This window comes from Shewanella putrefaciens (assembly GCF_016406305.1).
GTDB lineage: Bacteria > Pseudomonadota > Gammaproteobacteria > Enterobacterales > Shewanellaceae > Shewanella > Shewanella putrefaciens_C.
Map to the genome: position 1 here is coordinate 3,369,636 of NZ_CP066369.1, position 20,043 is coordinate 3,389,678.

Below are 20,043 nucleotides of genomic sequence, written 5' to 3' on the forward strand. Positions count from 1 at the left end.
ATACGACTGAAATGGACCATACTCGCTAAAAACGCGGCATTTTAGCACTCAAAGCCAAAGTCAACAAATGCCGCATCAATTTACCGCTTCAGAATCCCGGAAAGTTCAAGCTTCAGTTTAAACCCATAGCGTATTTGAGAACGGTTTGCTTGATAGGTGAATTGATATTGGCCAATTTAAGGGCGCCATTTCGCAGTAGTTTCAGCGGCAAAATGTCATTACTAAAGCCCGCATAAAAGACATCCATAGTCGTCATCATCAATTGGTTATCCCGATATCGCCTATCTTGATACCGAGCCAGCACCTCTTTAGACCACCATGCTTCATGCTGTGTTAAAGCTTCCTTGATGACCGCAAGCAGCGCTTCGACATCCTTAAATCCAAGGTTGACACCCTGGCCTGCAAGCGGGTTTATCGTATGGGCGGCATCGCCTAAGATCACCACGTTCTGGCTATAGTAGCGCTGTGCATGGCGGCGGGTAAGACCAAAACTGCCTTTACTCTCAACGGTAAAATCGGCGTCTAAACGCGCAGGGAAATGCACTCTTATCTGCTCTGCAAGCTGTTTATTATTTAGCTGCATCAATTGCTTAATGCGATTAGCATCATCATACCAAACGAGTGAAGCGTTATTTCCGGGCAGAGGCAATAGGGAGCGCGGCCCCTTAGGCGTAAACTGCTGCCAAGTGACATCCTGTTGTCCCTGTGCCGTTTTTATATTGATCAACATCGCCGATTGGGCGTAATCCCACCCCGTAATCCCTATCCCCGCCCACTGGCGTACTTGGGAGTTTGCACCATCGGCCCCCACTAATAACTTAGCGGTCAGTTTAATGTTGGACTGCAAGTGCACACTGACGCTATCGCTACCACGGGCAAATGCCGCGACCTTATCCGGACAATATAAGGTGATGCCATCCAATTGCGCCATCCGTTGCCACAGCGCAAGTTGAATTAAACGATTTTCAACAATATGCCCTAAATGGCTGGCGCCAATTTGACTGCAGTGAAATTGAGTAATGCAACCTTCGAGTTCCCAGGTTTCTAAGCCAAGATAAGGCACATTGCGCATTTGCAGCAGCGCATCCATCGCCCCTAAGCGATCGAGTAATGTTTCAGAGGCAACACTAATGGCAGATACTCGCACATCTAACGGCTGCTCAGGCCCATAGGCCTTAGGCACAAAAGACTCAACCACAGCCACCTTAAGACCTTGCTCAGCAAGCCCGATAGCGGTCGCCGCGCCAACCATACCGCCGCCCACTAAAATAACATCAAATGTCAGTTCATCGGGCGCGACCTGTGTTACAGCTTCATTCTGGCTTATCTCAATCACGACTTGTATTCCCTTCTTAATTGCGACCCAACCCCATGGGAATTCGCTCGCATTGTATCAAAAGCATGTCAATTTAGGCGCAAAGGTGAGCAAATGTTGCTATAGGGGCTTTTGCTCACAGTTGCTTACAAAGACAACATTCGCCTTTTTCTATCCTCACTACACTCTAAGCGACACCATCGAGATAAAGTTTCATTCGAGCGGAGTAAAACAAATTTAACATCTCACTTAACTAGCCCTAGCCGTATCTAACGAGTTAACAAGTGAATCCACCTTACACCTTAGCGAGGATGTCATGAAAACACTCACCCATTTACAGATAGCAGGTAGTTTACTGGTTTGCAGCCTGATCCCATGGGGTAATGCCATGGCGGCAAACACCGATATGGAAATCATCACAGTGACTTACCGTTCACCCATAGATTATGCCTTATATCAACATACCACGGAAATATTGAACGAATTTCGACTCGAAATCCGTGAGGATATTAGCATTCAAGCACGCAACGGTTTACTGGAAATGGCTAGAGCACACGGCGTTAATCGCATTGCAGCGGCACAGGTCAATGCCAAGGATAAAAACCTAGCTTCTATGTGGTTATCACAAACGGCGAAAGCCAACAAGTAAAAGTGTGGACAAAGCTGGTCAGCGGCCCTAACTGCAGGTAAAATGTCGCGCTATTTTTACTGGGCATCTTAGGGCGACACAACTGATGAGTAAAAAACTCCATATTAAAACTTGGGGCTGTCAAATGAATGAGTATGACTCATCCAAGATGGCTGATCTGTTAGGCGAATACCAAGGTTATACCTTGACTGAAGAAGCGTCGGAGGCTGACATTCTCCTGCTAAACACTTGCTCCATCCGCGAAAAAGCGCAGGAAAAAGTGTTCCATCAGCTCGGACGCTGGAAGACGCTGAAAGATAAAAACCCCAACCTCATCATAGGTGTGGGTGGTTGTGTTGCGTCTCAAGAAGGCAAAGCCATTAAAGACAGAGCACAATGCGTCGACATTATTTTTGGACCACAAACCTTGCACCGTCTGCCGGACATGATCGAGCAAGTGCGCCGTGGTGACAAAGCGGTTATCGATATCAGCTTCCCTGAAATCGAAAAATTTGACCGCCTTCCAGAGCCACGCGCCGAAGGCCCAACGGCGTTTGTGTCTATCATGGAAGGTTGCAGCAAATACTGCTCATTCTGCGTGGTCCCTTATACCCGCGGTGAAGAAGTCAGCCGTCCACTGGATGACATCATCCTTGAAATCGCCCAGTTGGCAGAGCAAGGCGTACGCGAAGTGAACCTGCTCGGTCAAAACGTTAACGCCTACCGCGGTGCAACCCACGATGGCGCTATTTGTAGCTTTGCGGAATTATTGCGCTTTGTCGCCGCCATCGACGGCATAGATCGCATTCGCTTTACCACAAGCCACCCAATTGAGTTCACCCAGGATATTATTGACGTTTACCAAGATACTCCTGAATTAGTCAGCTTCCTGCACTTACCCGTACAATCGGGTTCTGACCGAATTCTCACGGCGATGAAACGCGGCCATATGGCGATTGAATATAAGTCGATCATCCGTCGCCTGCGTAAAGCCCGTCCAGATATTCAAATCAGTTCTGACTTTATCATTGGCTTCCCTGGCGAAACCAAGGAAGACTTTGCCGACACCATGAAGTTAATTGAAGAAATCGGTTTCGACCACAGCTTCAGCTTTATCTATAGCGCACGTCCGGGCACGCCAGCGGCGGATTTGCCCGATGACGTCGATATGGAAGAGAAAAAACAACGTCTGGCGATTCTGCAAGACCGCATCACCCAGCAAGCCATGCGCTACAGCCGTCATATGATGGGCACAGTACAGCGCATTCTGGTGGAAGGTCCTTCGGTGAAAAATCCGATGGAGCTACGTGGTCGCACCGAGAACAACCGAGTAGTGAACTTCGAAGGTCAACCTAAACATATCGGCAGCTTTGTGGATGTGGAGATTGTTGACGTCTATACCAACTCACTGCGCGGCAAGTTTATCCGTGGTGAAGATGAAATGGATCTGCGCCGCAGCCTACGCCCAGCGGATATCCTAGCTAAACATAAGCAAGATGATGATTTGGGCGTCACTCAATTTAAGCCGTAAGCTTTAAATCGGATGAAACAGAACCTATATAAAGAAGGGCGACTTAGTCGCCCTTTTGCTTTCACACACTTTTGTTTAAGTCTACCGAGGCAATTGCTATTTTCCGTTAGCAATTATCGGCTATGGCTCGTAAACTGACATTATCCTGCGGTAAAAACATATCGCACATGGCTTTTCCCTTGGCAGTAGGAGCACTATTTGTCCAGTAAATTAACCACTATGAATCTGTATCTCGAACCCGCCGAAACCCGCCGTTTGGCGTCATTGTGCGGTCCATTCGATGACAATATCAAACAGATTGAGCGCCGAGTAGGCGTTGAAATTGTTCGTAAAAACAACCATTTTCAAATCACTGGACTGCCACGCAACTGTTTAAGTGCGAATAATTTGCTTAAACAACTTTATATCGAAACCCAAACAGTGAAAGGCAGCACACCGGATCTTGAGCCTGAACAAGTGCATATCGCCATTCAAGAGGCTATCGCCCTTGAGCAGGACGATAGCGGTGACGATAAAGCCCTGCATATTAAAACCCGCCGTGGCGTCATTAAACCGCGCAATCCGAACCAAAGTACCTATGTCGCCAATATTGTGCGCCATGATATCACCTTCGGGATTGGCCCTGCGGGAACCGGTAAGACCTACCTTGCGGTTGCAGCCGCGGTGGATGCCTTAGAACGTCAAGAAGTGCGCCGCATCCTGTTAACTCGCCCTGCGGTGGAAGCCGGTGAAAAACTCGGCTTTTTACCCGGCGATTTGAGCCAAAAGGTCGATCCCTATCTGCGCCCGCTCTACGATGCCCTGTTTGAAATGCTCGGTTTTGAGAAGGTCGAGCGCCTGATCGAAAAAAACGTCATCGAAGTGGCACCACTGGCCTATATGCGCGGTCGCACCTTAAACGATGCCTTTATTATTCTCGATGAAAGCCAAAATACGACTATTGAGCAAATGAAGATGTTCTTAACCCGTATTGGTTTTAACTCTCGAGCGGTGATCACCGGTGATATCACCCAAACCGACTTGCCTAAACATATTAAGTCAGGACTGCGCCATGCAATTGAAGTGTTAAGCCAAGTTGAAGAAATCAGCTTTAATTTCTTCGTCTCCCAAGACGTAGTACGTCATCCCGTGGTTGCGCGCATCGTTGAAGCCTATGACGCCTTCGATCAAAAAGAGCAGGCCCTAAAGGCGAAAAAAGAAAGTCACTATCAACAACTTCAACAACAGCAGGAAACCCTAAAGCATGAGTCTTGATTTAGCCTTAGACGTTCAGTACGCCACCACAAGCGACTACCTGCCAACACAAGCACAATTGACGCTATGGGCGAAAACAGCCATTGGCAACAGCATGGATCAGGCAGAATTGACGATCCGCATCGTCGATAGCCGTGAAAGCCAAATGCTTAACAGTACCTATCGCGGTAAAGATAAACCGACCAATGTGCTGTCTTTTCCCTTTGAAGCACCGCCAGAAATTGAACTTCCATTGCTTGGGGATCTTGTTATTTGCGCCGCAGTCGTTGAAAATGAAGCCCGTGAGCAGCAAAAATCCCTAGAAGCGCACTGGGCGCACATGGTTGTACATGGTTGTCTGCATCTGCTAGGGTATGATCACATTGAAGATGAAGAAGCTGAAGAGATGGAGTCATTGGAGACTCAACTCATTGTAAGCTTAGGTTTTACTGACCCATATAAGGAAGAATAATTAACTGAGATAAGGTTTATCTGAGTTAATGAGAAAACTATGAGTGACGATATCCCCCCGAGTACGAACGCCCATAAAAAAAGCTGGTTTGATAGAGTAAGTCAGTTATTTCAGGGCGAACCTCAAAATCGCGAAGATTTAGTCGATGTGATTGATGGTGCAGAGCAGCGCGATCTGATCACTGAAGATACCCGCGAAATGATCAAGGGTGTATTAGAAGTTTCTGATATGCGTGTTCGGGACATTATGATCCCAAGAGCTCAAATTGTCGCGATTCAAATCGACAATACCGTTGAAGAGCTCCTTGCCACTGTGATTGGCTCTGGCCATTCCCGTTTCCCCGTCGTGAATGAAGACAAAGATCATATCGAAGGCATATTGCTGGCTAAAGATTTGATCCCATACGGTTTTTCCAACAGTGATGAGCCCTTTTCCCTCAGTCGGGTGATCCGTCCCGCAGTGGTTGTGCCAGAAAGCAAACGCGTCGATGTGTTGCTTAAAGAATTCCGTTCGCAACGCTACCATATGGCGATTGTTGTCGATGAGTACGGCGGCGTATCTGGCCTTGTGACCATCGAAGATATTCTGGAAGAAATCGTCGGTGAGATTGAAGATGAGTTCGACCACGATAGCGCCGAAGAAACCGAGATCCGCAAAGTCGGCAACACGGTTTATATGGTGAAGGCGTTAACGCCAATTGAAGATTTTAACGAAGAATTCAATACTGATTTCAGCGATGAAGAGTTTGATACCGTCGGTGGCTTAGTCTCCCACGCCTTCGGCCATCTGCCTGAACGCAATGAAAGCATTATGATTGAAGGCATAGAGTTCAAAGTGATTAGCGCCGATACCAGGCGTTTAATCCAACTCAGGGTTAAACTCCCCGATCCTAATACTAGCGAAGACATAGAATAATCACTCGTGCTAAATAACATTCGGGCTTTTGCCCAACAAAAGTCCCGAACCCACGCTTTGAGGCTCGTACTGGCATTTGTCCTTGGTGCCAGTACGGCACTTTCATTTGCCCCTTATTCCATCTGGATTATCTATCCTATCGCCATGGCGTTGGCCCTTTGGCAGAGTCAGCCCCTCTCGACTAAGGCTAACTTTTACTATTGGTTAAGCTTTGGTTTTGGTTGTTTTGCCGTCGGGATCAGCTGGGTGCACGTGAGTATGGACACCTTTGGTGGTCTACCACTCCCCGCATCGATTGGCTTAATGGCCTTATTGGCCCTGTATTTAGCCTTATATCCCGCGCTGACGGGTTTAGCGCTGGCGTGGTTAACCAACGCGCGCAGTCGTGCTGACGAAGCTAAGTTCAGTCTTTGGCGTAATCTCGCCCTATTCCCCGCACTGTGGACCTTAACCGAATGGGCTCGTGGTTGGGTGATGACGGGTTTCCCCTGGTTATGGGCGGGTTATTCGCAAACCCAAGGGCCGCTAAAGCCCCTTGCTAGCATCATAGGTGCGCTGGGATTAAGCTTTGTGCTAGCGATGCTCGCGGGTGCATTAGCCCTTTGTTTGACTAAGCGTTATAAAAGCTTACTGATTTTACTGCCACTCATCGTACTGAGTGCCTGGGTTGTACCTAAATTTTCCGATATTCATCCAACGGGCGAGAGCGTCAAAGTGGCGCTGGTGCAAGGTAATATTCCCCAAAGCATGAAGTGGGAACCCGAAGCTCTGTGGCCAACACTCTTGAAATATATGGATTTATCCCGAGAACACTTAGATGCCGATATCATTATTTGGCCAGAGGCCGCCGTCCCGGCGCCCGAGTCTATGGTGCAGGAGTTTTTAGATAATGCTAATAAAGTGGCGAATCTAAATCACACCTCCATTATCACTGGCATTATTAGTCATCAGGACAATCAATTCTATAATTCATTGATTGTGCTAGGTAATCATAATCAGAAACAACAAACAGGCCCCGATTATGAGGCCGATGGCAGCAACCAATTTAAGAAACATCACCTGCTGCCGATTGGTGAGTTTGTGCCCTTCGAGGCACTGCTGCGCCCGATAGCGCCGTTCTTCAATCTGCCAATGTCATCCTTTGCTAGAGGCGAATACCGTCAGCCGAATCTAAGCGCGCTTGGACATAAAATTGCACCGGCAATTTGCTATGAAATCGCGTTCCCTGAGCAGCTCAGGGACAGTGTCGACCTAGATACCGATATTCTGCTCACAGTGTCAAACGATGCCTGGTTTGGTACCTCAAATGGGCCACTGCAACATATGGAAATGGCCCAAATGCGTTCAATTGAACTGGGCCGCCCTTTAGTTCGTGCGACCAACAATGGAGTTACCGCCGTGGTCGATGAAAAGGGCAATATCACCGCATCATTACCGCAGTTTGAAACGGGCGTCCTGAGTGCAACCATTCCACTGGTGACAGGGCAAACATGGTTCGCCAAAATAGGCCAAATGCCCCTGCTGTTACTCTGTGGCTTACTCGTGTTACTCGGCCTTGGCAGACGTGCTAAAGCGCAATAGGGTTTAGACTGTGTACTATCGCACCAATCAAAAAGTATCTGGCTTCACCTTTCGTTATACCCAAGCAACGGATGCCAACACGCCACCGCAGTATGATCTCAATCTCCAAGGCTGCTGATGCGGCCAATCTCAGCAAATCAATCTTGATAAAATAGATTAGCCACTGTGCTGATTTCAGGGTAAAGTGCCCCATTAAACGCGGCCTTGCTTGACTGCCTCGTATTTCATACCAAGGCAAACCTATGGCTCCCCTGCGTACCCGCTACCAAACCCACGAGTTTGGGACGATTGACATCCATGTTCGCACCCTTAGAGATAACCAAGAATTTCAAGATATTAACGGCGAGGCAGAAAAACTCGGCATTTCCTCTGCCACTTGGCCATTATTTGGCATTATCTGGCCATCCGGACAGGTACTCTCCCACCATATGCTTGACTACGATATTAGCAATAAACGCATTTTGGAGGTTGGCTGCGGAATTGGCCTTGCCAGCTTAGTGCTTAATCACAGGCATGCCGATATCACAGCAACGGACTATCACCCTGAAACCGGTGGTTTTCTTGCAAAAAATGTGGCGCTCAATAACGGCCGAGTCATTCCCTTCGTACGAACGGGCTGGGCCGATACGGCATCGGAATTGGGCATGTTCGATTTGATTATCGGTAGCGATCTACTGTATGAACAAGAGCATGCGGATTTACTTTCTCAATTTATAGAACAACATGCCAAGCCAAGTTGCGATGTCGTGCTGGTCGATCCAGGTCGCGGAAATCACGCCAAATTTAGTAAAAAAATGGTCATGCTCGGTTTTGACCATTCCCAACATAAACCCATTAATACGGCATTTTTAACTGCACCTTTTCATGGCCAAATTCTGACCTATTGCCGCAATTAATCCCATCCTGGCCAACGCCCTTCCCTCTATTTTCGCCCCCAAAACGACGCCTAGGCGTCGTTTTGGGGGCAAAGTTCACGCTTAGGGCGTTAGCGGTTCACGGGTAAACTCTTCGTTATCGCACTCGGGACAATCGGGGACAACCCCAGGAAATTCAATATTCATTTCATGGCCACAATTGGTGCAGACCATAATGCCTTGGCTGACAATATCACCACTCTGATAATAGCCATGGTGCTTAAAATCCTGTGTTAACTCGTGCCACTCCACTTGGCTACGGTCGGTTATTTCACTCAGCCAGTGCCACAGGGTATTTTCCATGGCAATGACACTTGGGCTATGGCTGAAACTATCGGCATTTTGCTCACGCAGAAAACTCGCTATATCACGCTTTAAGAATTGTTCCACTAACGCGAGTTCATCTTCTTTGGCCTGTTCTTTAAGACGCAAATACTCCTTACCTTGAGTGACTGATTTAAATAAATTCTTTGCAGTCATAGTGTTATCTTCTGCAAATTGGGATTTCACCTCGGTAATTAAGGCTTGATACAGTCCTAGTAGCGCGTTACTTCTATCATTCATAACCAATACTCCTTCATAGGAACCTTTTTAATGCATCGCTTCTAGTTTATTCTATGCAGATCTTATTCGCGCCGATATGGCGTTAGATCAAATAATAGGCGGCACTGCCGGAAATAGCGTGATGCAAGAGCAATATAATCCCTCAGAAATTGAAGCCTTAGTGCAAAAGCACTGGCATGACAACAAAACCTTTGAAGTCACTGAAGATGCAAACAAAGAAAAGTTTTATTGCCTTTCAATGTTTCCGTATCCTTCGGGCCGACTCCACATGGGACACGTTCGCAACTATACCATAGGTGATGTGGTTGCACGCTTCCAGCGTCTTCAGGGCAAAAACGTGCTGCAACCCATAGGTTGGGACTCATTTGGTCTGCCCGCAGAAAATGCCGCGATTAACAACAAAACTGCGCCTGCGCCATGGACCTATGAAAACATAGAATACATGAAGAACCAGCTGAAATTACTGGGTTTTGGTTACGATTGGAGCCGTGAAATTGCCACTTGTACCCCTGAATATTATCGCTGGGAACAATGGTTTTTCACTAAGTTGTACGAAAAAGGTCTTGTCTATAAGAAGACAGCTTCGGTCAACTGGTGTCCAAACGATGAAACCGTACTGGCGAACGAGCAAGTTCAAGACGGTTGCTGCTGGCGCTGTGATACCCCTGTGGAACAAAAAGAAATCCCACAGTGGTTCATTAAGATCACTGCCTATGCAGAAGAATTATTAAACGATATCGATACCTTAGATGGCTGGCCTGAACAGGTTAAGACCATGCAGCGTAACTGGATTGGTCGCAGCGAAGGCGTCGAAATGACCTTCGGCGTCGCAGGTAGCGATAAAAGCTTCGATATCTATACCACGCGTCCAGATACCTTAATGGGTGTGACCTATGTGGCGATTGCCGCGGGTCATCCATTGGCTGAAATCGCCGCGCAAACCAATCCTGAGCTGGCTCAGTTTATTGATGAGTGCAAAAACAGCACCACCTCTGAAGCTGAACTTGCGACTATGGAAAAACGCGGCGTAGCCACAGGGCTTTTCGCCATTCATCCTATCACTGGCAAGCAAGTGCCGATTTGGGCCGCTAACTTTGTGTTGATGAACTATGGCACCGGCGCTGTGATGTCGGTTCCAGGCCACGATCAACGTGATTTCGAATTTGCCAAGAAATACGGTCTGGCGATTGAAGCGGTAATCAAGCCAGTTGATGGCGAAGTCGACATCAGTGAAGCCGCTTATACCGAAAAAGGCGTACTGTTTAACTCCGGTGAGTTCGACGGTTTAGACTTTGACGCCGCCTTCAATGCCATAGCTAACAAGTTAGTCGCCGAAGGTAAAGGCAAGCGCCAAGTCAACTATCGCCTGCGCGATTGGGGTGTTTCACGTCAGCGTTACTGGGGCGCACCTATTCCTATGGTGACCTTAGCCGACGGTACTGTGATCCCAACACCTGCAGATCAACTGCCCGTCTTACTGCCAGAAGATGTCGTGATGGACGGTATTCAAAGCCCAATCAAGGCCGATAAAGAATGGGCGAAAACCCAAGTTAATGGCCAAGATGCACTGCGCGAAACCGATACCTTCGATACCTTTATGGAATCCTCTTGGTATTACGCCCGTTACTGCAGCCCGCAGGCCGATAAAATGTTAGATCCCGCTAAAGCCAACTACTGGCTACCTGTGGATCAATATATTGGCGGTATCGAACACGCCTGTATGCATTTGTTATATTTCCGTTTCTTCCACAAACTGCTGCGTGATGCGGGTCTAGTAAACTCTAACGAGCCAGCCAAACAACTGCTGACTCAGGGTATGGTGTTGGCCGATGCCTTCTACTACACCAACGACAAAGGTGCCCGCGTATGGGTATCGCCGTTAGATGTAGCGACCACCGAAAAAGACGACAAGGGCCGTATCACTAAGGCTATTGACAAAGACGGCAACGAACTGGTTTACACTGGTATGTGCAAAATGTCGAAGTCGAAAAACAACGGTATCGACCCTCAAGTGATGGTTGAGAAATACGGCGCCGACACTGTGCGTCTGTTTATGATGTTCGCCTCACCACCAGAATTAACACTCGAATGGCAAGAGTCTGGCGTTGAAGGCGCACACCGCTTCATTAAACGTCTGTGGAAGCTTGCAAGCGACTATGTGGCTCAGGACAACAGCGAAGCCTTAGATGTCAGCAAGTTAACTGGCGATCAAAAAGCGCTGCGCCGTGAAGTCCACAAGACTATTGCGAAAGTGACCGATGATATCGGCCGTCGTCAAATGTTCAACACTGCGGTTGCCGCCGTGATGGAACTGATGAACCACCTGCAAAAAGCACCACAAGCCACAGGTCAAGACAGAGCCATTATCGGCGAAGCCTTATCTGCAGTGGTGCGTTTGCTGTACCCTATCATTCCACACGTCAGCTTTAGCCTGTGGAACGAGCTAGGTAATGCGAGCAGCATCGAAGATAGCCAATGGCCGGTTGTCGATGACTCAGCCCTAGTGGAAGACAGCAAACTCATAGTGGTGCAAGTGAACGGTAAAGTTCGCGCCAAAATCACTGTGGCCGCCGATGCCGACCAAGCCTCTGTTGAAGCATTGGGTATGGCGGACGAGCAAGTGATCAAGTACTTAGATGGCGTGACTGTGCGTAAAGTGATCTATGTACCAGGCAAACTGCTCAGCATAGTTGCCAACTAATGCTGGGCATTAGATGAATAGGAAACCGCGAAAACTTATGCTAATTAAACGCTTAGCTTTCGCAATCATGGCACTGGTCATTATGACCAGTGCCGGTTGCGGTTTTAAGCTCCAACGTAGCTATCAAATCCCCGCCGAGCTTAATCAGTTAAGCTTGAGCAGTTCGGATGAATATAGCGAACTTACTCGCTTAGTGCGTGAGCGGTTACGTTTGAACAACGTCAAAATTGTTGATCCCGCCAATGATGTGCCAGTGTTAAGGCTGATCACCGACTCCCTAGAACGTTCAACCTTGTCTTTGTACCCCACGGGTAACGTCGCCGAGTATGAACTGATTTATTTGGTCGAATTCGCCGTGGCATTGCCGGGCAAAGAGGCGCAACCTTTCAAGGTTGAAATCCGCCGCGACTATTTAGACGATCCCCGTACCGCGTTGGCAAAGAGCCGTGAAATGGAATTACTCACTAAGGAAATGCGTATCCAGGCTGCGGATCGTATTCTGCAGGCGATGGCCAGCACTGAGGTGAATTAATGCGGGGCTACGATTAATGCCGGACATCATTCAATGGGACATCATTCAATGAGAGTCTATCCCGATCAACTTGCCCGCCACCTTAACCAGCTATTGCCCTGTTATCTGATTTTTGGTGATGATCCTTGGTTAATCGAAACGACTAAGGATCAGATCCGCCAATTCGCTAAACGGCAAGGCTTCGATGAACGAGTCCAGCTTATTCAAGAAACGGGCTTTAATTGGAATGAGTTAACCCAGGAATGGCAGGCCATGAGCCTGTTTTCCAGCAAGCGCATCATAGAGCTAAACCTACCTAACGCTAAACCCGGTGCCGACGGTTCGGCCACGCTGCAAGCGCTATTAGATATGCCCAATCCCGATATGCTGTTGATTATCGAGGGACCAAAGCTTGCTACCGAGCAAACCAACAGCAAATGGTTTAAGACCTTAGATGCCCATGGTATGTATCTGCCCTGCACCACGCCCGAGGGCGATCAGTTTATGCGCTGGCTCGACTCGCGTATCAAGCATTTTAAGCTCAATCTGCAAAGTGATGCCCGCGCTATGCTGTATTCCCTCTATGAAGGGAATTTATTGGCCGCCGATCAAGCCATGCAGCTGCTGCAACTCCTGAGCCCAACAAAACCCGTCAGTGCCGATGAGTTAAGCCACTATTTTGAAGATCAGTCCCGCTTTACCGTGTATCAACTCACCGATGCCCTGCTGACCAATCACCAACAAAGTGCCCAGCATATGCTTGGACAACTTAATGGCGAAGGCACTGCGCTGCCCATCCTGCTTTGGGCGCTCTTTAAAGAACTGCACCTCCTGCTCATGTTAAAGAGTGAACAGGCACAAGGTGCGGCGTTAAATGCACTTTGGAGTAAGCACCGTATTTGGGATAAACGTAAGCCACTCTACCAAGCGGCACTGCAACGACTGACACTCGAACAGATTGAACATATGTTAGCCTTTGCCTCCAAGCTTGAGCTGAATTTAAAACAGCACGGCAGGGAAGATTGGACCGGCCTGAGCCATCTATGCCTTTTATTCGATCCCAAAGCCCATCGGCAATTGGCCCATATAACCATAGAGTAATCGAAGAATAGCTATGCGTATTGGTATTTTAGGCGGTACCTTCGACCCCATACATTACGGTCATATTCGCCCCGCCATGGAGGTAAAGCTGGCGCTGGGCTTAGATAAAATACTGCTGCTGCCTAACCATATTCCTCCCCATAAACAACAGCCACACTCCACCACGGCGCAGCGCCTAGATATGGTGGCGGATGTCTGTACTAAACTCGATGGCTTTGAGCTTTGCGATATCGAAGCGAAACGAAATACCCCCTCCTATACCGTTGTGACGCTAGAACAACTGCACGAACAATACCCCTATGATGAGCTGTTTTTTATCATGGGAATGGACTCTTTTATTCATCTGCAAAGCTGGCATAAATGGCAGCAACTATTTGAATACTCAAACCTTGTTGTTTGTCAGCGTCCCGGTTGGCAGTTAGCCAGCGGACATCCAATGCAGCAGGTGCTTAGCGAACGCTACGAAGCCATCGATGCCCTTAAAAAGACAACGCAGCCGCAATCTCCCCTCCTTGGGCGTATTTTTACCGTCGATATCACTGCGCAGGATATTTCTTCCACCCAAATACGCTCACAGTTGTCTCAGGGAGAAATACCGCAGGATGCCCTTATGCCAACAACCTTAAATTATATTAAAAAACAAAGCCTTTACTTAGCTTGATTCAATATTAGCCCAGATATCGTAAACTCGATCGTCGATCCAATGTATTCCATGGCCCAACACTGATATACTACCGCGCTATTTAAAATTATTGAGGTACATCAGCGTGCAGAGCGCCGAATTAAAGCAGTTCGTAGTCGACAAGATCGACGACTTAAAAGCCAGAGATGTGGTAGTTATCGATGTTAGCAAGCAATCTAACATTACCGACTATATGGTAATTTGTTCAGGCACATCAAAGACTCATGTTAAAGCTATCGCCGAAAACCTAGTCGTTGAAGCTAAAGCCGCGGGCATCCCACCTATTGGTGTAGAAGGCCGTGATAGCAGCGAATGGGTACTGGTCGATATGGGCAACGTGATCCTGCACGTTATGCAAGATCAAACCCGCGATTTCTACCAGCTTGAAAAGCTCTGGTCAGAAAAGCAAGCCTGATGAAGTTGCAACTCATCGCAGTAGGAACACGGATGCCCGATTGGGTTACCCGTGGTTTCGAAGAATACCAGCGCCGCTTTCCCCGTGATATGGCGCTGGAGCTTATCGAAATACCCGCCGGAAAGCGGGGGAAAAATGCCGACATAGTCCGGATCCTGCAAAAGGAAGGCGAACTAATGTTGGCGGCCATTCCCAAAGGTAATCATATTGTTAGCTTAGATCTCCCCGGTAAAAACTGGACGACCCCAGATCTAGCAACTGCGCTGAGCAAGTGGCAACTCGATGGCCGAGATGTGAGCCTACTGGTTGGTGGCCCAGAAGGGTTAGCGCCCGCCTGTAAAGAAGCCGCTCACCAGAGTTGGTGTCTATCGGCATTAACCTTGCCCCACCCACTGGTGCGGATTGTGGTTGCCGAAAGCTTATACCGCGCGTGGAGCGTGAATACTAATCACCCCTACCATAGAGAATAGCGGGATCTTGATGTTAACGAGTGTCAACCACCCGTCATGGGATCAGCCGGAGAGAGCATAAGTGTCGCCAAAAAAGCGGATAACCATGCATGATCACGCCGCCGAGGCGTCACTTTTTAAGCGCCGTGCGCTATTCACTTTTTTATGTGTTGTCGTCCTATTGAGCGTGTTGGTGACCAACCTTTATCACCTACAGGTTGAATCCTATAAAGATTATGCAACTCGCTCTAATGAAAACCGCATTCGAGTCGTTCCTATCGCTCCCAGTCGTGGCCTCATTTATGACAGGAACGGCGTACTTTTAGCCGAAAACCAACCTTTTTACTCCCTCGAACTGATCCCCGAAAAAATAACCAATATGTCCGAAACCTTGGACGAACTCGGTCAGTTAATTGAGATAAGTGTTGATGAACGTGAAACCTTCACCGAAGCGCTCAAGTTCCATCGTCGCTTTAAGCCGCTCACCCTGAAAAACCAACTGACCGAAGAACAAGTCGCCATTTTCAGCGTGAATCAACATCGCTTTCCGGGGATTACCGTCGAGGCGGGGTTAAAACGTAATTATCCCTACGAGAGCCAGCTTACCCATGTCCTTGGCTATGTTGGAAAAATTAATACTCGAGATCGCGCCCAACTAGAGCGCAGCGATCAATGGAAAAACTATGCTGCGACTAAAGATATTGGTAAGCAAGGCATTGAAAAATATTATGAATCCCTATTGCATGGTTCACCGGGGCACCTCGAAGAAGAAGTGAACAACCGCGGCCGTACTATCCGCACCTTACGCATAGTCCCGCCCGAACCTGGGCAGGATATTTACCTAACCCTCGATCTCCAATTACAACAAAAGGCCGTGGAGTTACTCCAGGGGCACAAGGGATCGATCGTTGCCATAGACCCAAGGGATGGTGGCATTTTAGCGCTAGTGTCTAGCCCAAGTTATGATCCAAACCAATTCGTTCAAGGGATTAATAGCAAAGATTACAGCGATTTACTTAATGATAAATCGCGCCCCTTGATCAACCGAGCCACCCAAGGCCAATACGCCCCTGCGTCGACGATTAAACCTATCATTGCCCTACTCGGTCTCGATGAAAAAGCCGTGACCGAACATACCCGTATCTGGGATCCCGGCTTCTGGCAGATCCCTGGGGTGGAGCGAAAGTACCGCGACTGGAAGCGTTGGGGACACGGCTGGGTCAACGTCTACAGCGCGATTGTTGAATCCTGCGATACCTACTTCTATGAATTAGCTTATAAAATCGGTGTTGACCCTATCGCCCGTTTTATGGAGCAGTTTGGTTTTGGGCAAAATACCGGCATAGATATCTTTGAGGAATCGGCGGGCAACATGCCCTCTAAAGACTGGAAACGCTTAAAGTACAATCAGGCCTGGTATATTGGCGACACGATTTCTGTGGGTATCGGTCAGGGTTACTGGACGGCGACGCCACTGCAATTGGCGAATGCCACCGCGATTTTAGCGAATAAGGGACGCCGCTTTCCGCCGCATTTGCTTAAATCAATCAAGGACAATACGGCTAAAATTGACTCGCCAATTAATGAGTTACCACCTGTTGAACTTAAAAATCAGCGCAATTGGAATATTATCAACGAAGCCATGCGCCAGACTGCGCACAAATCCCGCTTCACCGACGCCACTTACACCGCGGCGATGAAAACCGGTACAGCGCAGGTCATTGGCGTGGCAGAAAATACTAAGTACGATGCCAATAAAATTGCCGAACATTTCCGTGACAATGCTCTAGTGGTGGCCTATGCCCCCTTCGAAGAACCCAAAATTGTCCTCGCCGTCGTGATGGAAAACGCTGGCTGGGGTGGCGCTAATGCTGGCCCTGTCGCCCGCGCTATGCTCGATGAATATATGCTTAGAGACACTTGGAAACCAACGCCATGAGTGCCCATCAACGTCAAAATATCTGGCAGCGCCTACACATAGATCTACCTCTCTTACTCGGCCTCTTGGCCGTGATGGGCTTTGGCCTGTTTGTGATCTATTCCGCCAGCGGTGAAGATTTAGAAATGATGGAGCGGCAGCTATTTCGTATGCTGTTGTCCCTTGGGATCATGTTTACTATGGCGCAAATCAATCCCGAGGCGCTTAAACGTTGGGCATTACCCATTTATCTTGCAGGGATTGTCTTGCTGCTTGGGGTACACTTTTTCGGTGAAATCAATAAAGGCGCGCAGCGCTGGTTGAACTTAGGCTTTATGGAGTTTCAACCTTCGGAGCTCATTAAACTCGCCTTCCCTATCACTATGGCGTGGTATATCAGTAAGTTCCCGCTACCGCCGAAGAAACGCTATCTGGCGGGCGCGGGGGTAATTCTTCTGGTGCCAACCCTGCTTATCGCCAAACAACCCGATCTGGGTACTTCGATTCTGGTCGCAGCATCGGGGATATTCGTGCTGTTTTTATCGGGGATGAGCTGGGCCATTGTCGGCGGATTTATTGCTGCGGTTTTGGCGTTTTTGCCTATCCTTTGGTACTTTTTAATGCACGATTACCAGAGAACGCGGGTGTTAACCCTGCTCGATCCTGAGCAAGATCCCCTTGGTGCGGGTTACCATATTATTCAGTCAAAAATCGCCATCGGCTCAGGTGGACTTTGGGGTAAAGGCTGGCTCGATGGCACTCAGTCACAGCTTGAGTTTATCCCCGAGCGTCATACGGATTTTATCTTTGCGGTAATAGGGGAAGAATTTGGCTTGATCGGCAGTATTTTGCTGCTCATCATGTATCTCTATATTATTGGTCGCGGCTTAGTCATTGCTTCGCGGGCACAAACCAGCTTTGCTCGGTTATTGGCCGGTAGTATCACATTGACTTTCTTCGTGTATGTTTTTGTGAATATCGGCATGGTTTCAGGTATTCTGCCCGTAGTGGGCGTACCTTTGCCCCTAGTGAGCTATGGCGGCACTTCAATGCTGACATTGATGACAGGGTTTGGCATTCTAATGAGCATTCATACCCATAGACGTTTTGTAGATAGATAATTTTTAGGGACTTCTTAATGCCTATTCTTCGAGCTTATTTGGCTCCATTGGCAGTGCTTTGCCTCAGTTCATACCTAGTTGCCTGCTCTACGGCAAACGAGCCCATACCGGCTACACCCAATGCCAGCGCGGCAGTGGTTGCACAGACTCCTGCCCCCGTATTACCCGAAGCCTTAAAGGCTGAGTTTATTAAAACGCAGTTAGCACAAGGCTTTACCAGATCTGAAATCGATACCTTTCTCGCAAAAGCGAAATACAATCAAGCTGTGATAGACGCTATCACCCGCCCTTGGGAAGCCAAGCCTTGGCATGTGTATTACCCCATTTTCTTAACTGAGAAACGCCTCGCAGCCGGGCTCGCCTTCTGGAAAAAACACGAAGCTACCATCGCCAAGGCGGCGGCCCAATACCAAGTCGAACCACAGATTATCGTCGCCATTATTGGGATTGAAACCTTCTACGGCCAGTACACAGGCAATTATCCTGTGATTGATGCGCTTTACACCTTAGGGTTTTATTACGAACCGAGAGCTACCTTTTTCCGCAAGGAATTTGGCGAGTTAATGAAGTTAGTTAAAGAAGAACATTTAGATATTAATAGCCTCAAGGGCTCCTATGCCGGTGCTATGGGTTATGGGCAGTTTATTCCCTCAAGCTATCGCCACTACGCCGTCGATTTCGATGGCAGCGGAAACCGTGATTTATTAAAAAGCCCAGAAGATGCCATCGGCAGTGTCGCTAATTATTTCCATCAACATGGCTGGCAGGCTAATGCCCCCGTCGCCTTGCCTTTAGTCAATGGCAGCCAAACTGCCCCCAAAGCCAAAGTGTGGGCGGGTGAAAAACTGAGCTATAAAGTTGCCGATATTTTATCGCCGAGCTTATCCCTAGCCGATGCAAGGGACTTAGATGTATCGCAAAAGGCGATGCTCATTGAACTTGAACAAGCGGGGAGTAAGGACTACTGGTTAGGACTGAATAACTTTTATGTGATCACCCGTTATAATCGTAGCCCTTTGTATTCCATGGCCGTTTATCAATTTAGCCAACAACTGAAGCAACAACATGATGCTAAAAAATAATTTTTTACAGCTCTTGATGCTCGGCTGCTGTTTTGCGCTCGCGGCCTGCTCGAGTTCTGATTCTGGTTCGGCCAGTAATAAGAATAAGAACATGGACCCTAACAAGGGGCGCTATTCGCTTAAAAACGACAAGATGCCACTCAATCCACCTAATGTGGAACATGTGCCAAACGCGACCCCTAAGTATGAGCCCTACAGTCGCCGCGGCAATAAACCCTATACGGTTTATGGTGAGTCTTACAATGTGATGAATACAGGCCAAGGTTTTAGTGAAATGGGCCGCGCCTCATGGTATGGCGAAAAGTTTCACGGTTATGAGACCTCCAACGGTGAGCCCTATGATATGTATTCCATGTCCGGGGCGCACAAAACCTTGCCCTTACCTAGCTATGCCAAAATCACCAACTTAGATAACAATAAGCAAGTGATCATTCGCATCAACGATCGCGGCCCCTTCCACTCGGACCGCATTCTCGATGTATCCTACGCCGCCGCCTATAAACTGGGCATGTTAGGCAAAGGGACGGCACGCATTAAGCTCGATGTGATCTATGTCGGCAGTCTTGCCGCCACCAATAGCGCCGTGGCCAGTGCCCAAGATTCTGGCAATCATTACATTCAGTTAGTGGCATCAAAAGATCAGCAAAAGCTGAAGAAAATAGCGAAGGAACTTGAGAACAAATATCAAGTTCAGAGCCGTGTACAAGCGGCAAATAATATGTTTAGACTACAACTCGGTCCCATAGGCCAGCCTGAACTTGCCGATAGATTACTTAACAAAGTCAAACAAGACGGCTATCCTGAGGGCTATATGGTGTTAGAGTAGTGAACACTCACAACCCTAAGATATCGATTTAGCTTAAAAATGCCGCGGATGAAGGAACCTTCACTGAAATCCCCTGTCGAAGGG

Annotated in this window: 19 protein-coding genes; 17 read left to right on the forward strand and 2 right to left on the reverse strand. The window is 48.2% G+C overall.

The window, feature by feature from the left end; all coding sequences use genetic code 11:
* Nucleotides 1-112: 112 nt before the first annotated feature.
* Entirely contained in the window at nt 113-1,252 is a 1,140-nt protein-coding gene (locus tag JFT56_RS14730) for an FAD-dependent monooxygenase (protein WP_233095610.1), read from the reverse strand.
* 379 nt (nt 1,253-1,631) lie between these two features.
* Here JFT56_RS14730 and JFT56_RS14735 point away from each other — a divergent pair, with 379 nt between their 5' ends.
* The 7 genes from JFT56_RS14735 to JFT56_RS14765 all read left to right on the forward strand — a co-directional run bounded on the left by JFT56_RS14735 (nt 1,632) and on the right by JFT56_RS14765 (nt 8,571).
* The gene (locus tag JFT56_RS14735; protein WP_198780778.1) at nt 1,632-1,964 is read left to right on the forward strand and encodes a hypothetical protein; all 333 of its coding nucleotides are present in this window, start codon (nt 1,632-1,634) and stop codon (nt 1,962-1,964) included.
* Between the two features lie 85 nt (nt 1,965-2,049).
* Nucleotides 2,050-3,474, forward strand: a complete 1,425-nt coding sequence (miaB, locus tag JFT56_RS14740; RefSeq protein WP_198780779.1) for a tRNA (N6-isopentenyl adenosine(37)-C2)-methylthiotransferase MiaB — start codon at nt 2,050-2,052, stop codon at nt 3,472-3,474.
* A 198-nt stretch (nt 3,475-3,672) separates the two neighbouring features.
* Entirely contained in the window at nt 3,673-4,728 is a 1,056-nt protein-coding gene (locus JFT56_RS14745) for a PhoH family protein (protein ID WP_198780780.1), read from the forward strand.
* Entirely contained in the window at nt 4,718-5,179 is a 462-nt protein-coding gene (gene ybeY / locus JFT56_RS14750; RefSeq protein WP_198780781.1) for an rRNA maturation RNase YbeY, read from the forward strand. Before JFT56_RS14745 ends, ybeY begins: the two co-directional genes overlap by 11 nt.
* Before the next feature lie 39 nt (nt 5,180-5,218).
* Nucleotides 5,219-6,094, forward strand: coding sequence for a CNNM family magnesium/cobalt transport protein CorC (corC, locus tag JFT56_RS14755; RefSeq protein ID WP_198780782.1), 876 nt, complete (start codon nt 5,219-5,221; stop codon nt 6,092-6,094).
* A gap of 6 nt (nt 6,095-6,100) precedes the next feature.
* Nucleotides 6,101-7,675 (forward strand): apolipoprotein N-acyltransferase, encoded by a 1,575-nt coding sequence (gene lnt, locus JFT56_RS14760; RefSeq protein ID WP_198780783.1) that lies wholly within the window; start codon nt 6,101-6,103, stop codon nt 7,673-7,675.
* A 242-nt stretch (nt 7,676-7,917) separates the two neighbouring features.
* Entirely contained in the window at nt 7,918-8,571 is a 654-nt protein-coding gene (locus JFT56_RS14765) for a class I SAM-dependent methyltransferase (RefSeq protein ID WP_198780784.1), read from the forward strand.
* 81 nt (nt 8,572-8,652) lie between these two features.
* Here the strand turns inward: JFT56_RS14765 and JFT56_RS14770 are convergent, their stop codons facing one another.
* On the reverse strand, nt 8,653-9,153 hold the full coding sequence (locus JFT56_RS14770) for a zinc ribbon-containing protein (protein ID WP_198780785.1): 501 nt from the start codon (nt 9,151-9,153) through the stop codon (nt 8,653-8,655).
* Nucleotides 9,154-9,274: 121 nt separating this feature from the next.
* On the opposite strand from JFT56_RS14770, the gene leuS reads away from it, so the two are divergent.
* The 10 genes from leuS (at nt 9,275) to JFT56_RS14820 (ending at nt 19,959) form a co-directional block, all read left to right on the forward strand.
* Nucleotides 9,275-11,854, forward strand: coding sequence for a leucine--tRNA ligase (leuS, locus tag JFT56_RS14775; RefSeq protein ID WP_198783593.1), 2,580 nt, complete (start codon nt 9,275-9,277; stop codon nt 11,852-11,854).
* Nucleotides 11,855-11,891: 37 nt separating this feature from the next.
* Nucleotides 11,892-12,386: an LPS assembly lipoprotein LptE gene (gene lptE / locus JFT56_RS14780; RefSeq protein WP_198780786.1), complete on the forward strand. Its 495-nt coding sequence runs from the start codon at nt 11,892-11,894 to the stop codon at nt 12,384-12,386.
* A 48-nt stretch (nt 12,387-12,434) separates the two neighbouring features.
* Nucleotides 12,435-13,466: a DNA polymerase III subunit delta gene (gene holA, locus JFT56_RS14785; protein ID WP_198780787.1), complete on the forward strand. Its 1,032-nt coding sequence runs from the start codon at nt 12,435-12,437 to the stop codon at nt 13,464-13,466.
* Between the two features lie 13 nt (nt 13,467-13,479).
* Nucleotides 13,480-14,127 carry a nicotinate-nucleotide adenylyltransferase gene (nadD, locus tag JFT56_RS14790; protein WP_198780788.1) on the forward strand — a complete coding sequence of 216 codons (648 nt, stop codon included), beginning with the start codon at nt 13,480-13,482 and terminating at the stop codon, nt 14,125-14,127.
* Nucleotides 14,128-14,233: 106 nt separating this feature from the next.
* On the forward strand, nt 14,234-14,563 hold the full coding sequence (rsfS, locus tag JFT56_RS14795; protein WP_007645966.1) for a ribosome silencing factor: 330 nt from the start codon (nt 14,234-14,236) through the stop codon (nt 14,561-14,563).
* Nucleotides 14,563-15,033, forward strand: coding sequence for a 23S rRNA (pseudouridine(1915)-N(3))-methyltransferase RlmH (gene rlmH, locus JFT56_RS14800; protein ID WP_198780789.1), 471 nt, complete (start codon nt 14,563-14,565; stop codon nt 15,031-15,033). The genes rsfS and rlmH overlap by 1 nt, the downstream gene beginning before the upstream one ends.
* A gap of 61 nt (nt 15,034-15,094) precedes the next feature.
* Entirely contained in the window at nt 15,095-16,951 is a 1,857-nt protein-coding gene (gene mrdA, locus JFT56_RS14805; RefSeq protein ID WP_198780790.1) for a penicillin-binding protein 2, read from the forward strand.
* A complete protein-coding gene (gene rodA / locus JFT56_RS14810; RefSeq protein WP_198780791.1) occupies nt 16,948-18,051 on the forward strand; it encodes a rod shape-determining protein RodA in 1,104 nt (367 codons plus the stop codon). The genes mrdA and rodA overlap by 4 nt, the downstream gene beginning before the upstream one ends.
* 17 nt (nt 18,052-18,068) lie before the next feature.
* Nucleotides 18,069-19,133 (forward strand): lytic murein transglycosylase B, encoded by a 1,065-nt coding sequence (gene mltB / locus JFT56_RS14815; RefSeq protein ID WP_198780792.1) that lies wholly within the window; start codon nt 18,069-18,071, stop codon nt 19,131-19,133.
* A complete protein-coding gene (locus JFT56_RS14820) occupies nt 19,117-19,959 on the forward strand; it encodes a septal ring lytic transglycosylase RlpA family protein (protein ID WP_198780793.1) in 843 nt (280 codons plus the stop codon). Before mltB ends, JFT56_RS14820 begins: the two co-directional genes overlap by 17 nt.
* Nucleotides 19,960-20,043 lie beyond the last annotated feature (84 nt).